14 protein-coding genes are annotated in these 15,513 nt (G+C 51.2%); 3 read left to right on the top strand and 11 right to left on the bottom strand.

Annotated features, from left to right (window positions below; translation table 11 throughout):
• Positions 1-23: 23 nt before the first annotated feature.
• The 3 genes from aptA to CSR04_RS07015 all read left to right on the top strand — a co-directional run bounded on the left by aptA (position 24) and on the right by CSR04_RS07015 (position 4,529).
• Positions 24-1,355 (top strand): omega-aminotransferase AptA, encoded by a 1,332-nt coding sequence (aptA, locus tag CSR04_RS07030; RefSeq protein ID WP_102795569.1) that lies wholly within the window; start codon positions 24-26, stop codon positions 1,353-1,355.
• 65 nt (positions 1,356-1,420) lie between these two features.
• Positions 1,421-3,754 (top strand): TonB-dependent receptor, encoded by a 2,334-nt coding sequence (locus tag CSR04_RS07025; protein ID WP_102795568.1) that lies wholly within the window; start codon positions 1,421-1,423, stop codon positions 3,752-3,754.
• A gap of 451 nt (positions 3,755-4,205) precedes the next feature.
• Positions 4,206-4,529, top strand: coding sequence for a hypothetical protein (locus CSR04_RS07015; RefSeq protein WP_102795566.1), 324 nt, complete (start codon positions 4,206-4,208; stop codon positions 4,527-4,529).
• A gap of 10 nt (positions 4,530-4,539) precedes the next feature.
• Here CSR04_RS07015 and CSR04_RS07010 read toward each other — a convergent pair whose 3' ends face one another.
• The 11 genes from CSR04_RS07010 to CSR04_RS06960 all read right to left on the bottom strand — a co-directional run bounded on the left by CSR04_RS07010 (position 4,540) and on the right by CSR04_RS06960 (position 15,362).
• Positions 4,540-4,899 (bottom strand): cupin domain-containing protein, encoded by a 360-nt coding sequence (locus CSR04_RS07010; protein ID WP_102795565.1) that lies wholly within the window; start codon positions 4,897-4,899, stop codon positions 4,540-4,542.
• Positions 4,900-6,174 carry an NAD(P)/FAD-dependent oxidoreductase gene (locus CSR04_RS07005; RefSeq protein WP_102795564.1) on the bottom strand — a complete coding sequence of 425 codons (1,275 nt, stop codon included), beginning with the start codon at positions 6,172-6,174 and terminating at the stop codon, positions 4,900-4,902.
• A 54-nt stretch (positions 6,175-6,228) separates the two neighbouring features.
• Positions 6,229-6,900 (bottom strand): TorF family putative porin, encoded by a 672-nt coding sequence (locus CSR04_RS07000; RefSeq protein ID WP_102795563.1) that lies wholly within the window; start codon positions 6,898-6,900, stop codon positions 6,229-6,231.
• A 122-nt stretch (positions 6,901-7,022) separates the two neighbouring features.
• The gene (locus CSR04_RS06995; protein WP_216362537.1) at positions 7,023-8,522 is read right to left on the bottom strand and encodes an aldehyde dehydrogenase; all 1,500 of its coding nucleotides are present in this window, start codon (positions 8,520-8,522) and stop codon (positions 7,023-7,025) included.
• 73 nt (positions 8,523-8,595) lie between these two features.
• Positions 8,596-9,138, bottom strand: a complete 543-nt coding sequence (locus tag CSR04_RS06990; protein WP_102795561.1) for a cupin domain-containing protein — start codon at positions 9,136-9,138, stop codon at positions 8,596-8,598.
• Positions 9,135-9,962: an ABC transporter permease subunit gene (locus tag CSR04_RS06985; RefSeq protein ID WP_102795560.1), complete on the bottom strand. Its 828-nt coding sequence runs from the start codon at positions 9,960-9,962 to the stop codon at positions 9,135-9,137. Before CSR04_RS06985 ends, CSR04_RS06990 begins: the two co-directional genes overlap by 4 nt.
• Positions 9,962-10,873 (bottom strand): ABC transporter permease subunit, encoded by a 912-nt coding sequence (locus tag CSR04_RS06980; RefSeq protein WP_102795559.1) that lies wholly within the window; start codon positions 10,871-10,873, stop codon positions 9,962-9,964. Before CSR04_RS06980 ends, CSR04_RS06985 begins: the two co-directional genes overlap by 1 nt.
• A gap of 2 nt (positions 10,874-10,875) precedes the next feature.
• Complete coding sequence (locus tag CSR04_RS06975) at positions 10,876-11,994, bottom strand: ABC transporter ATP-binding protein (RefSeq protein ID WP_102795558.1); 1,119 nt, start codon at positions 11,992-11,994, stop codon at positions 10,876-10,878.
• A 65-nt stretch (positions 11,995-12,059) separates the two neighbouring features.
• Positions 12,060-13,157: an extracellular solute-binding protein gene (locus CSR04_RS06970; protein WP_102795557.1), complete on the bottom strand. Its 1,098-nt coding sequence runs from the start codon at positions 13,155-13,157 to the stop codon at positions 12,060-12,062.
• Positions 13,158-13,227: 70 nt separating this feature from the next.
• Positions 13,228-14,589 (bottom strand): aminotransferase, encoded by a 1,362-nt coding sequence (locus tag CSR04_RS06965; protein WP_102795556.1) that lies wholly within the window; start codon positions 14,587-14,589, stop codon positions 13,228-13,230.
• Positions 14,586-15,362: a gamma-glutamyl-gamma-aminobutyrate hydrolase family protein gene (locus tag CSR04_RS06960; protein ID WP_216362521.1), complete on the bottom strand. Its 777-nt coding sequence runs from the start codon at positions 15,360-15,362 to the stop codon at positions 14,586-14,588. The genes CSR04_RS06965 and CSR04_RS06960 overlap by 4 nt, the downstream gene beginning before the upstream one ends.
• Positions 15,363-15,513: the final 151 nt, after the last annotated feature.

The following is a 15,513-nucleotide window of genomic DNA, read 5'->3' as shown; positions in this document are numbered from 1 at the left end:
GCTAATACAGGGATTTTATTATCATGACTTTTCATCCCAACCGACATTCCATGTCCAGTCACTGGCTGGCATTCACCAGTAACCGGCGCTTTCATCAACAACCCCGGCTGGTTGACCGTGCAGAAGGGATATTTTATTACACCCCACAAGGGCAGCCACTTTATGACAGCTTGTCTGGCTTGTGGTGCACCCCATTGGGTCACGGTAATCAAGCCATTACCGAAGCCATCAGCAGACAACTGGGATATCTTGATTATGCTCCGGCCTTTAATGTCAGCCACCCACTGGCATTCGAACTGGCCGACAAGCTAGCGGAGCTGGCGCCAGGGGATCTGAACCATACATTATTTTGTAATTCAGGTTCGGAAGCAGCCGACACCGCATTAAAACTGGCCAGAGCTTACTGGCGAGCCAAGGGGCGTGCAGAGAAAACAAAATTTATCGGGCGCAGTAAAGGTTATCACGGGGTGAATTTTGGCGGTATTTCCGTCGGCGGAATTGTCGGCAATCGCAAGCTCTATGGGCAGACGCTGGATACCTACCATCTTCCTCACACCTGGTTAGCGCAAAACCGTTTTACCAAGGGAGTGCCGACTGAAGGTGACTATTTAGCCGACAGTCTGCTTAGTATTCTGGAGGTACAGGATGCCAGTAATATTGCCGCGGTGATAGTCGAGCCTATGGCCGGTTCCGGTGGCGTTATTGTCCCTTCAGCGGGCTATCTTAAACGTTTGCGGGAATTGTGTGACCAGCATGACATTTTGTTGATCTTTGACGAAGTGATTACCGGCTTTGGCCGACTTGGCAGTTTGTTTGGGGCCGATTTCTTTGATGTACAGCCGGATATCCTTACCTGTGCCAAGGCGCTGACCAACGGGGTCATGCCAATGGGGGCAGTGATCAGTAATGATGACATATATGCCACGTTAATGGACCAGCCTGGTGATGACTACCTGATTGAGTTTCCTCATGGTTACACCTATTCCGCCCATCCTTTGGCTTGTGCGGCCGCTTTGGCAAGCCTGGCACAATTAACCAAACCTGCACTGATGTCTAAAGTTCGGGAGTTGTCTGGGGTGTTTGAGCAGGCTATACACCAACTTAAAGGTCTGCCGCTGGTGGAAGATATCCGCAATATTGGTCTGGCTGGTGCCATCCAGATTGAAGCTGATCCGGCTCATCCACTTAAACGGGCCAGCGATATCAGTGCCCTTTGTTGGGATAAGGGGGTGTATGTGCGATTTGGCGGCAATAATCTGAGTTTTGCCCCGCCCTTTATCTGTACTGCTGAGGATATTCAGCATATTTTCGCGCGGGTTGCCGAAGCCATTCAGGAATATGCCAAAACCCTCTGAAATCAAAGGGTAAAAATAGCAAATAGACTACACTGAAAGAGCATTATCTATTCAGGGTAGTCTGCATGAGAAAAACAGTATCCGCTCTTTTTGCCTGCCAGTGTCTGGCAGGAATAGTCAGCCAGCCAGGTAACGCTGCTGACACGCAACAACAAATGGATCTGTTTGCCCTGTCGCTGGACGAATTACTGGATATCAAAGTTGAAGCACGCAAGGTCGAAGAGGATCTGCAACAAACCCCATTGGCTGTGACAGCCCTGTCAGCAGGACAATTGTTGCAGGCCGGGCATGAGAGCCTGCTGGAGGCCGCTTACTTTCTGCCAAATATGGATGTTACCACAGTAGGGGAAAACTCCGGCTGTACGCATTGTGCCAATATTACCTTGCGTGGGGTGGGGCAAGTGGATCCTATCCCCACTATTGATCCCAGCGTCGGGCTTTACATTGATGGCGTCTATCATGCCCGTTCCCCAGGAGGCATTTTTCGTTTCCTGGACTTGGAGCGTTTAGAAGTCCTGCGTGGGCCGCAAGGAACGTTATTTGGAAAGAACACCATTGGCGGCGCCATTCAAATTTTTACCAACAAGGTCAGTGAGCAACAAAGCTTCAGGTTGCAGGCTGATATTGGGGAGTTTCAGCGCCGTGACCTGGCATTGGTTTGGAACCAGCCCATTGGACCTGACCAGGGATTGCGTTTGGCAATGTCGAAAAATGACCGTGACGGTTTTGTGATCAGAGAGAATGGCGACAGGGAAGGGGGCGAAGATGATTTCAATCTGCTGGCTAAGTATCAATTTGCACTTGGAGAAGGTCTTGATCTGACCCTGAGTTATACCGGGCAATGGCAAAAAAATGGCAGTGCGCCATCAGTTCTGCCGGTAAAAAATGACAATGCCAGTTTGATAGAGCTGTATAACTGGGTGGCTCAGAGCTCAATGCAATTTGAGCCACTACCGCCATTAACCATCAGTCAAAATCAGCATGATAGTGCTGCCACACAAGCCAATTCCAATAGTCTCAGTCAGTACGGTCTGTCAGCCACAATAAACTGGCAGCTTACCCCTGAGATAAGGTTAAAGTCGATAACGGCGTATAACAGTTTAAATGCGACTTATAGCCGCGATTTTGACAACAATCCTGTGAATATTGGCGTCACTCATGATTTACAAGCGCAAAACCAGCGTAGCCAGGAATTTAACTTAATGGGCAGTAGTGCACAGGCGGATTGGCTGCTGGGTTTGTTTGCCTTTGATGAAGATACCTATTACCAGGCTGATTTTATCTTTTTTGAAAATTTATATGCCGCGCTGGAAGCCCTGCCAGGCCCACTGGATGGTTCCTCCCTGGCCAATCCAACAGACATTGGCGGGTCTGGTAATCCCCTGAATATTGGGCTGGATTTGGACAATCGCTATCAGAACTGGCTGGATAACCAAAGTTATGCAATGTTCGCCCAAGGGAACTGGCATCTGGACAACCACTGGACACTCACAATGGGTGGGCGTCTGACCTATGAGCGAAAATCTCAGCAGGTGGTGGGTTATGCCAATGTTGCAGAAGTGGAACTATTTCGTCGTACCGATGGGGATGCACAAGGGGCTATTCGCAAATCATGGCGGGTGTTTTCACCTTTGCTCGCGGTTCAATATCAGTATAACCCCAGCTTAATGCTGTATAGCTCGGTCTCAAGAGGGTTTAAATCCGGCGGTTTCAACGGATTGCCCAATTCGGCTGTGACTGCCCAGCCATTCGATCCTGAGTATCTGACGTCGTATGAATTGGGGATCCGTTCACAATGGCTGGATAACCGGCTGCGTCTTAATCTGACCGGCTTTTATATTGATCATAAGGATATGCAATTGCGCGGAGGCCAATCCAGTGAAGAATCAGGTCTTGAAATTCTAATCGATAACGTCGGAAAAGCCCGCAGCAAAGGGATTGAAATGGAATGGGAGGCACGTCTAAGTGCCCGCTTGGGACTCAGTGGCAGCCTGTCTTATATTGATGCCCGCTTTGTTGATGTGGGCAGTGCCACACAGGTGAGTCTGGATTCCCGATTGATTCGAACGCCGCCCTGGACGTCCAGTGCCGCGCTATGGTACCGCTTGCCCCTGAGTGGTGATGGCAGTCTGACCGCCCGCCTTGACTGGGCGTTTCGCAGTAAAACCTATAATGATGTGTTTAATTCGAGTCTGGCGGTGCAAAAGGCCTTTAGTCTGGTCAATGCCAGATTAAGCTGGGAAGTGAACAAGCAGCTTGAAGTGGCCGCATATGTGACAAATCTGACCGATACTTATCATGTGATTGGGGCCAATGATTTTACTCAGGCCTTTGGTGTCGCCGAATTTTACCTGGCACCACCGCGCCAGTGGGGCCTGAGTCTGGGATACCGTTTCTAGGGGCTGTTTATCTTTCAAGTATAGATTTTGTTCAAATCCAGCCCCTTCTGGTCAAGACGCCGGGCTGCAGGCCTAGTGGGCCTAAGTCAAAGTCCGGCAACACAATGATGTAGGGAACGTCATTGAACAGCTTTAGCTGGCCGCTTGCGGTGACAGGCAGGAGCCTGTCATACCGAGCAGGAAGGGCTGGGTTGAACCCTTTGGGCAGCGCTTGTGGGCCCTTTCTACGGCGTTATTATTCACTTATGTAGAATCACTACACTACGTTCACTCTGCCTTGTATAAAGGGCCCACAAACTGCTGCAAAATCATACTCGAAAGATAAACAGCCCCTAGGTTACAAATTGTATAGCTTGTTTGCTGTGTTACCCTTGCAGTGGCATCCGCTCAGGTTAACACTATGAATGTAATGAGAGTCTTGTTAACCACAATTTTATGGAGAATGTCAGGGATGAAAAAAGCAATGCTACTAAGTATGGCGCTGGGATTGAACGCTTGTGTGTCACTGTCCCAAAATGGGGCGAATGTAAAAGTGGTGGATACCCTTGATGAAGTACCGGGTGATTGCACCGAAGTAGGATATCAGGAAGCAGCAAGTGCCGACGAGGTTTTCGCCTCTGCGCTGGCTGCGGCAGAAATTGAGCTGCGCAATCGCGCTGCCGAGCATGGCGCGAATCTGATCCGAATCACCAAAAAACGCGCCGAAGTCCTGCCTTTATCCGGGGCTGTCATGGGTGGCATGACCTACGCTTGTCAAGGCTTCAAAGGGAGCTAACCAGGCCAGGTTAGCCCGCTTTGGCCGGTTCAAAAATCACATAAACCTTTTTACAGGGCGTCAGGCTATGCCAAATTCCGCTAAAGTCGGCCGGGATAACAAAATGCTCGCCTGCCTGAATAAGGGTTTTATGCCCTTGTTCATCTTCCAGTTCGACCTGGCCTTGCAGTAACTGGCAGTATTCATACTCGCTGTAGCTGACTCGCCAACTGCCGGTATCGCTACCCCAAAAACCAATGTGGAACTGGTTAGATGGATCACTGTAATGATTGGCAATGTATTGGGTAACTGGTCCGCTAAGCTGCTTTTCTGCCGGAGTAGGGTAGCTTTCAGCATATTGGCCATATGGCTTTAGCTTGATAATCTTCATTTATATGCCCAGTTTGTCACGCAGGTTGTAATAGGCGGCACCTAATGCCGTAAAGGGGATTTGTAGTGCCCGCCCACCCAGTAAAGGCAGATGGGGCAATTTAGCGAACACGTCAAAGCGCTGTGCCTGACCACTGAGTGCCTCTGCCACCACTTTGCCGGCCAGATGTGTACAAGTTACGCCATGACCACTATAGCCCTGCATGTAATAGATGTTGTTATCCAAGCGGCCAAATTCAGGTAGTCGGGATAAGGTCAGCAGAAAGTTACCCGTCCAGGCAAAATCAATTTTCACCCCTCGCAATTGCGGAAAGGTGGCTTCCATTTTAGGCCGGATCAGTCGTTCGATATCCGCCGGATCCCGGGCTCCATACACGACGCCGCCGCCGTACAGCAGTCGGTGATCGGCAGTCGTACGATAATAGTCCAGCAGGTAGTTACAATCTTCGACACAATAATTGGCCGGTAACAGTTCCCGGCAGCGCTCTTCGCCGAGTACTTCAGTGGTAATAATCTGCGTGCCACAGGGCATATTGCGCTTGCCCAGTTCCGGTAGTACGTGGCTAAGATAGGCATTGGCTGCCACCACCATAAAGCGGGCGGAAACCTTACCGGCTGGGGTCTGAATACTGAGTTTTTCACCACGCTGTACGCTGACAACCGGGCTTTGTTCAAATATCCTGCCACCTAAAGAGGTAATGACTCTGGCCTCGCCCTGAGCCAGTTTCAAGGGCTGGATATGACCACTCATGCCATCGGTCAGCCCGCCAACATAGCGGTTGGAACTGACAATTTTTGCTAATTCCTCCCGGTCCAACAATTCAAGACGCTGATTGCCATGTTTTTGCCAGAGCTGTTGATGGGCCTCCAGATGGTGCATTTGTTTGCTATTGAGCGCGACAAAGGCCCCGCCCTGCACATGGTCGCAGTCTATCTGGTAAGTCTGAATCAGATGACGGATGATGTCGCCACCTTCAAACATCATGGCGGCCATTGCGTCTCCGGCAGCCTGGCCATATTTGGCCGTGATATGATCCACGTCGCGGCTGTAACTGTTGACTATTTGCCCACCATTGCGGCCACTGGCACCAAAGCCGATACGGCCTGCTTCCAACAGCACCACTTTAAACCCGGCTTCGGCCAGGTGTAGCGCCGATGACAAGCCGGTAAATCCACCGCCCAGCACGCAAACGTCCGCCTGCAACGCTTCCTGCAAAGCAGGATAGTCAGTATTACCGGCATTGAATCTGTAATAACTTGCCACATGCTCTTGCATGACAACTCCACTGAAAAGACAGACCCGGGCGGGTCTGCCCGGGCAATAACGAATTTAGAAGTGATAGCTCAGCCCAAGACTGACTTTGGATGAATCATCGCCGTCCAGATCGTTGTACCAGGCACTGACATCCACAGAGAAATGTTCATAGTCTTTGACTAGCGATGCCCGGCCCCAATTGTAGTCGCCGTCTTCACCATCGACTTCCCAACCCTGTCGGCCAAATTCAAATTCCAGCGCCATGTCTTCCTGTATGCTGTAGGTTGCAACTACGGACAAGTGCAGAGCGTCAAGATCGTCATAACCATTGGAGGCCATGGAGTCGTTTGTATAATCAAGGTTCAAACCCAGACTGAAATTATCTGACAGGGCTTTACTCAAACCTGCGTGGAGCTCCAGATAGCTGTATTCGTCTTCATCAAGGTAGGCGTAGTAAACCGCCATCAGGTCATATTCAAGACCGCCACCCAGTTCACCCGCATAGCCGGCAAACAGGTCCACCTCGGTGTCGTCCGTGACGGGGGATGCCCAGATACCGGCATACCAGCCTGATTCATCGGCCGCCCAGTCAATGCCACCTTGCAAGGCTGCATCCTTGTCGTTGAGGCTGACACCTCGGAACATATAGTCAGAAGTGATAGTGACATAGCCACTGACTTCTGCATGGGCTAAGGTGGATAGACTGCCGAGCAGCGCTGTAGTGAGTAGCTTGGTTTTGAGTTTCATCCTGATTTCCTTCAATACATTATTGTTGGTATATAGGTCTGACGGGACCGCTGACTCCGCCTTTAGGTTCTACAGATTATCTTGCTTGAGCAAAAAGCCCGGGCTTTTCAGCCGTTTTCTCCTTAGGTTAGTTGGATCCAGGTCGTCTTTAATTCAGTGTATTTATCCAGTGCATGCAGTGACTTGTCACGGCCGTTGCCGGACTGTTTGTAGCCGCCAAATGGCACGGTCATGTCACCATCGTTATAGTTGTTGATCCACACCGAGCCGGCCCGCAGTTGCCTGGCCAGACGATGGGCGCGGGACAAATCAGAGGTCCAAAGCGCAGCCCCCAGGCCGTAATCACTGTCATTGGCGATACTAATAGCCTGAGCTTCATCATCAAATGCAATCACCGACATGACTGGGCCAAAGATTTCTTCTCTGGCAATACGCATTTGATTGGTGACACCGGTAAAAATCGTGGGCTCAACAAAAGCGCCCTGGTGTTTATCTGCAGGTGCTGCCCCCCCTAGTGCCAGCTTGGCACCGCCTTCCTGCCCCCACTGAATGTACTGCAATACGCTGCCCTGATGCTGTTTGTCCACCAAAGCGCCCATATTGGTGGCCGGGTCCAGTGGATCGCCGGGTTGGAAGCTGCGACTGGCCTCAATCACTTTTTGCACAAACTGCTCGTGAATACTGCGTTCAACCAGCAATCTGGTACCGGCGACGCAGACTTCGCCCTGGTTATAGAAACAACCGCTGGCGGCGCTGCGTGCTGCCTTATCTAAATCCGGGCAATCGGCAAACACGATATTGGGGTTTTTACCCCCGGCTTCCAGCCACACTCTTTTCATATTGGACTGGCCAGCATATTCCAGTAGGGTTCTTGCCGTGCGGGTAGAACCGGTGAACGCCAGGCAGTCCACTTGCATATGCAAGCCCAGGGCTTTACCGACTGTGTGGCCAAAGCCAGGCACGACATTCAATACACCAGCTGGAATACCGGCCTCGCTGGCCAGTCTGCCCAGAAACAGGGCGGTTAGCGATGACTTCTCTGATGGCTTTAACACCACAGAATTACCCGCGGCCAGGGCTGGCGCAATTTTCCAGCAGGCCAACCATAATGGAAAATTCCAGGGAGTAATGGCGGCCACTACACCTATGGGCTCACGGGTGATTGTAGCCAGTACGCCTGGCTCGGTGGGTGCCACTTCGTCGTACACTTTGTCGACGGCTTCACCATGCCAGCGAACGACATCTGCGCTGCCAGGGACATCAACATGAAAGCTCTCACTAATCGGCTTACCCATATCCAGGGTTTCCAATGCCGCCAGTTCGGTTTGATGGCTTTCCATCAGAGCAGCCAGACGTATCAGCACTTCCTTGCGCTGTTTGGGCGGCATATCGCGCCAATGACCCTGTTCAAATGCCTTTCTGGCGGCATTGACAGCCAGTTCAACATCCACTTCGTCGCATTCAGCGATGCTGGCAATCACCTCCCCATCGGCCGGATTAATGCAGTCGAACCAGCGTCCGCTTTGTGCTGGCTGATATTGGCCATTGATATAGGTGCGGCCTTCAATGCGTTTTTCACTGATTAACCTCTGGCAATACGACTGCCAGTCGGCATAGGACATCTTATTCATCCTTTCCTCCTAAACAGCAAATTCTTCTAGATTTGCTGTATATAGCTGAATCGTTTGGCCAGTGTTAAAAACTGGCCGGGGTCACGGCACTGATTAGCTTGCACACCGCCTTGCCCCGATTAACAAACTGATGTGGCAACTGAGTATTTAAATAGTAGCTGTCGCCTGCTTTTAAATGATATTCCTGCTGCCCCTGTAATATTGTGATTTCGCCACTGAGAATAGTGCCGGCTTCCTGGCCTGGATGGCTTATCCACTCATCTCCGGTACCCATACCAGGCGGGTAGATTTCCTGTAAGAAGGTCAGTTGCCTGTCCGGCTTCTCTGCACCCACCAACAAGTACTGCACGCCATCACTGCCGATGTCGGTCAGTTCCTCTGAAGCGTATACCAGCTTATCTTCTTCAATAAACTCACCGGTAAAAAACTGGCTTAACGGCATGGACAGGCCATTGAGTATCTTATGCAAATTACTGATTGAGGGGCTTACCGCATCACGCTCAATCATAGACAAGGTACTGTTGGGCAGGCTCACCAGCTTGGCCAGCTCGCGCTGCGATAAACCGCGCTGTTTTCTGAGGGCTTTGATGCGCTTTCCGACTTTCATGGCTGGTTTATCGCCTGTAAATCACGCAGTCTGGCCTTTTCCACTCGTCTGGCGTAATACCAGGAGGCGAACACCAGTGACGTGACAATAGCAATAATGATGGTCGCCAGCGCATTGATTTCCGGGCTAACGCCTAAGCGTACCGACGAAAACACCACCATTGGCAACGTGGTGGAACCTGGTCCTGATACAAAACTGGCAATCACCAGATCGTCCAGGCTCAGGGTAAAGGCCAGTAGCCAGCCGGAAACCAGCGCTGGAGCTATCATCGGCAGAGTGATGGTGAAGAAGACCTTAACCGGTGTCGCACCTAAATCCTGGGCGGCTTCTTCCACTGACATATCCATTTCCGTCAGTCGCGACCCCACTACCACGGCCACATAGGCCGTACAAAACGTGGTGTGGGCCAGCCAGATAGTGGTCATGCCACGACTCTGTGGCCAGCCGACCATCTGTGCCATGGCCACGAATAGCAGCAGCAGAGACAGACCAGTAATCACTTCAGGCATCACCAGTGGTGCGGTGATCATACCCCGCAGCAGTGTGCTGCCCTTAAAGCCTTTGAATCTGGCCAGCACAAAAGCGGCCAGGGTACCCAGCACCACCGCCCCTGAGGCCGAGAAAAACGCAATCTTCAGGCTATTGGCTACGGCATCCAGCAACTTTTGGTTTTGCAGCAACTCACCATACCATTTGGTGGAAAAACCGGCCCAGACCGTGACCAGCCTGGACTCGTTAAAGGAATACACCACCAGGATCAGCATTGGGGCATACAGAAAAGCCAGACCCAGCCATAACATCATTTTACTGAAGGAAAAACGCATTAGCTTTCCTCCGTCTGGCGATTCTGGATGCGATCAAACCACATAATGGGCACAATCAGCAGGGCCAGCATCACGATGGCCACCGCCGAGGCGACCGGCCAATCCCTGTTATTGAAGAATTCTTCCCACAGAATTTTGCCAATCATCAGGGTTTCTGGCCCCCCCAGCAGCTCAGGAATGACAAACTCACCTACCGCAGGAATAAATACCAGCATGCAACCGGCGATAATACCAGCTTTGGTCAGCGGTACTATCACGCGCATCAGGGTGGTAAAAGGGGAGGCGCCTAGATCCGATGAGGCTTCAATCAGGCTGTGGTCCAGCTTCATCATATTGGCGTACAGCGGCAGAATCATAAAAGGCAGATAGGCGTAGACAATGCCGATATACACGGCAATATCGGTGTGCAGCATAATAATAGGTTCATCAATCAGCCCCAGGCCCATCAGGAAATTATTGATATAGCCATTGGGTTTAAGAATGCCAATCCAGGCATAAATGCGGATTAAAAAGGATGTCCAGGACGGCAGAATGACCAGCAAAAGCAACACATTGCGGGTTGCTGCCGGTGCACGACTGATGGCCAGGGCCATAGGGTAGCCGATCAGCAGACACAGCAGGGTGGAGACCAGGGCAATACGAATAGAGCTTAAATATGCGGATAAATACAGGTCATCACTGAACAAATAAGCGTAGTTGCCCAGATTCAGGTCGATGGTCAGGCGGTTATCATCAAAAGTGACCAAGTCGGTGTAGGGCGGAATGGCAATGTCTGTTTCAGCAAAGCTGATTTTCAGCACAATAATAAAAGGTACTAAAAAGAACAGCAGCAGCCAGATATAAGGAATGGCAATCACCCCGCTACGGGGTTTAAACAACCACATTTGTTGGAGGCGTTTAAGCAGTTCCATCGCTAGTCCTCCAAAACCACACAAGCGTCCGGTGTCCAGGACACAAAGACTTCCTGTTCCAATTCAAAAGGCAGTTCACGACGTCGGTCGTTGGTCTGGGTCACCTGAATAAACTGTTTATTGGGCAACAAAATATGATAAATGCTGTGCTGTCCAAGATAGGCTAAGTCATCAATGATGCCCTTGCCCCAGTTGTATTGCTCTTCAGGCTGCTCTGCGCTGATGCGAATTTTTTCCGGCCTCACCGCCACACTGACCGGGCGGGTATTACCGGGACCACTGATACCGTGGTCTATGTAGATGGGGCGTGCCAGATTTGGCACATTAATGGTGACATAGGCGGGTTCTTCTTCGACGATCTCGCCGGCAAACAAATTAACCTCACCGATAAAATCCGCCACATAACGGCAATTGGGGAATTCATAAATGTCATGGGGTGAGCCAATCTGCAGTATTTCCCCGGCATGCATGATGGCAATACGGTCGGCCATGGTCATGGCTTCTTCCTGATCATGGGTAACCATCACGCAGGTTACGCCCACGCGTTTGATGATATCCACCAGTTCTAACTGCATTTCGCCCCGTAGCTTTTTATCCAGGGCGCCCATGGGCTCATCCAGTAGCAGTAACTTGGGGCGTTTGGCCAGGCTGCGGGCCAGGGCGACACGCTGGCGCTGGCCGCCAGACAATTGTGATGGCTTACGCTGGCGGAAGCCTGTCATTTGCACCAGCTTAAGCATCTCCTCCACCCGGCTGGCGATATCTGCCTTACTGAGCTTGTCCTGCTGCAGTCCATAGGCAATGTTTTGCTCTACTGTCATATGCGGAAATAACGCATAGGACTGGAACATCATATTAAAGGGGCGACGATAAGGTTGAATCTGGGCAATGTCTTCGCCACTTAGCAGGATTTTCCCCTCTGTCGGTTTCTCGAAGCCGGACAACATGCGCAGCAAGGTGGATTTGCCGCAGCCGGAGCCGCCCAGCAGGGCAAAGATTTCACCCTGATAAAATTGCAGGTTTACGTCACGCACGGCCAGATGACCGTCAAAGCTCTTACTCAGGTTTTTCAATTCCAGCAACACCGGGCTGGGCGTATTCGAGAGGTGTTTTAAGGTCATTGGTACTGGGATCCTTTATCGCATTCAATCAGGTCCGGGCCAGTTGGCCCGGACACATCCTGTGGCTATCTGCCGGCCTTCATTTCCGTCCACACTTTGTTGGTGGCACGGGAAACCTTGGCAGGGCGAACCTCAAAGGTGTAGAGCTTGGCCATGACGTCGGCCGGTGGGTAAATGGCTGGATTGCCGGTAATTTCAGGATCGACCATGCTGGTGGAGGTCTTGTTGCCATTGGGGTAGGACACATAGTCGCTGATGCCGGCAATCACCTCAGGCTCCATCAGGTAGTTAACAAAGTCGTAGGCGGCTTCCATCTGTTTGGCATCTGCCGGAATGGCCAGCATATCAAACCACATGGCAGCCCCTTCGTTGGGGATCACATAGCCGACCTGTACGCCATTACCTGCTTCGTCAGCACGGTCGGCGGCCTGAAACACATCACCGCTCCAGCCAACCGCCACGCAAATGTCACCATTGGCTAAGTCATTGATGTACTGAGATGAATGGAAATAACGAATATGTGGACGAACCTTTTTGAGCAGTTCACCGGCCTGTTCGATTTCCTTAGTGTCATTGGTGTTAGGATCCAGACCCAGATAATGCAATGCTGCGGGTACAATTTCAGAAGCGGCATCCAGGGTCACAACACCGCATTCGGCCAGCTTTGCCACAATTTCAGGTTTGAAAATCATATCCCAGCTGTTGACCTGATAATCTTCGCCCAGGACCGCCTTAACCTTTTCCACGTTATAGCCGATGCCCGTGGTACCCCACAGATACGGAATGGCATATTCGTTACCTGGATCAACTTTTTCCAGTTTGGACATCAGCAGGGGATCCAGATGCTTCCAGTTGGGTAACTTACTGCGATCCAGTTTAGCGAATACCCCCGCCTTAATCTGACGGCCCAGGAACTGTGCTGAAGGAACCACCACATCAAAGCCGGTATTGCCGGTCAGCAGTTTAGCTTCCACCACTTCATTAGAGTCAAACACATCATAGACCACTTTGTTGCCGGACTTCTGCTCGTAGTTGGCAATAGTGTCTTCGGCGATGTAGTCGCTCCAGTTATAGACATGCACTGTATCAGCCTGCGCCGCTGCGCAAACCGAACCGGCCAGCATGGAACCGGCCAGGAACCGCAATTTTGTTGTGAGTTTCATTGTTCTTCCTTTTTTCAAATTGGTTGGAGGTTTAGGTCAATCGTGCCGATTTCACTGTAGTCCAGCTTTGTTATTGTTTTAATTGGGCCTGGGCCAGATCCAGCGCTTGCCAGGCTCTTTCAGTTAAGTCCTTGATTTCATTGCGGTCAAGAATGAAGGGTGGGGCAATTATCATGGTATCGCCCGTGGCCCTCATCACCAGACCGGCTTGCAGGGACATGTCCCGGCAAACAGTACCGGCACGCCCATTGCCGGCAAATCGTTGCAAACTGGATTTATCCCTGACCAGCTCCAACGCGCCCACCAATCCTTTGCATCTGGCCTGCCCCACTATGGGGTGGTCGGCCAGGGGCAACCAAAAATCTCGCATGGCCTGACTCAATTCATTTTTAACTTTGTCGATGTGGCCTTCAGCCAGAATCTCTAAAGTGGCCAGTGCTGCCGCACAGGCAACCGGATGACCCGAATAGGTAAAGCCATGGGCCAGATCGTTGGTATGGGACAGTAGTGCTTCTGTCACCCTGTCCGATACCAACACACCGCCCAACGGAATAAAGCCATTGGTAATGCCTTTGGCAAACACAATAAAATCGGCTTGCAGGTCATAAAACTGACTGGCAAACCATTCACCTGTGCGTCCGAATCCAAAGATCACTTCGTCGACCACCAGTAGCACCTGATACTGTTGGCATATTTGCTGAACTCTTGGCCAGTAGCTGTCTGGTGGGATAATTACGCCGCCAGCACCTTGTATGGGTTCGGCAAAAAAAGCCGCCACACGGTTGGGGCCAAGCTCAAGAATTTTTTCTTCCAGTTGATTAGCTGCCCAAATACCAAAAGCCTGTTCGTCAAGCTCGGTTTTATCCTGGCGGGCGCCAAACCAATAAGGCTGAGCGATGTGGTGAATATTGCCGAGGGGGTCAAACTGCTCATGCATAAAGCCCATGCCGCCCAGGCTGGCACCGCCAATTGTGCTGCCGTGATATGCATTGTGTCTGGCAATCACCGCCTTGCGCTGTGGTTTGCCTTTGGCATCCCAGTAACGGTGAATAAGGCGCAGGACCGAATCATTGGCTTCTGAGCCCGAATTGGTAAAAAACACCTTATTCAGGTGTGCTGGGGCACGATGAGCGATAGCCGCAGCTAATTCTGTTGCCCTGGGATGGGTGCATTGAAAAAAAGTGTTGTAGTAGGGCAGCTCGTCTAACTGCGCAGCAATAGCCTGCTTAATACGCGGCTGGCTATAACCCAGATTACAACACCACAGGCCGGACATGCCATCCAGCAGCCGATGCCCGTTCGCCTCAAAAATATAGGCTCCTTGTGCATGGCTGATAACTCTTGTGCCGTTACGATTAAGCTCGGTTTGATTGCTAAAGGGATGCAGGTGATGGGCTGCATCCTGGCGTTGCCATTGGGGTAAGGATGTCACGGCAAGATCCTCTTACTCTGGTAACAAGCATCAATAAACCCCTGCAAGATACGGGCATTCTGCGGGTATTGGTGTGGCATCCACTCCGGGTGCCATTGCACTGCCAGTAAAAATCGCGATGCGGACCGGGAAAACGCCTCAATCAACCCGTCAGGTGCGGTCGCTTCAACCGTTAAACCCTGCCCCAGACTTTTTACGCCCTGCATATGGATAGAGTTAACCTCTATGCTGTGCTGATGTTCAAACCAACCGGCCAGCAGCCCCCCCTGACTCAATGAGACAGGGTGGGCCGGGCCATACTGGATATCCAGCTCTGCACTTTTATCTTCTCTGTGCTCTAACAGGCCTGCGACTTCGTGCAGACGATGGTGCAAGGTCCCGCCAAAGTACACATTCAGTTCCTGAAAGCCCCGGCAGATGCCCAGAATGGGCACGTCCAGCGCCAGTGCCTTGTCAAATAATGCCCAATTGCTGGCGTCCCGGTGTGGATCCCGTTCAGCATCATCGCCTTCCTGTTCAGATTCCTGGTAGTAGCTGGGATGCAGATTCGAGTAAGAGCCGGTAAGCAGTATGCCGTCAAGACCAGACAACAAAGCTGTCTGACTGACATCAGGTAACTGATGAAACAAGGTGGGAATTATCACCGGCACCACCGCATGATTCCCCTGCAACAGGGCGCGAATATACTTGTCCCCGGCCTGATGATAGGCATGGGGGCCGCGTTGGATCATGTCGGCACAGACACCAATAAACAGAGTTGAGGCGTTTCGCACTTGTATGGCTCACTGAACAAAATATTGAAACGTTAGGTTCAAGCTATTGGAGTTAATTATAAAGTTCAAGTGGCAATCTGCTGATTTAGTGTGCAAAACAACAAAGCTTACTTTAACCAATCGTTAACAAAGCGTTGTTTTTCAGGCTGGA

Source organism: Bowmanella denitrificans (assembly GCF_002887595.1).
In the GTDB taxonomy this organism is placed as follows: Bacteria; Pseudomonadota; Gammaproteobacteria; order Enterobacterales; family Alteromonadaceae; genus Bowmanella; species Bowmanella denitrificans.
The sequence above is the reverse complement of the archived record's forward strand: the minus strand, read 5'-3'. Positions and strand labels throughout refer to the sequence as shown.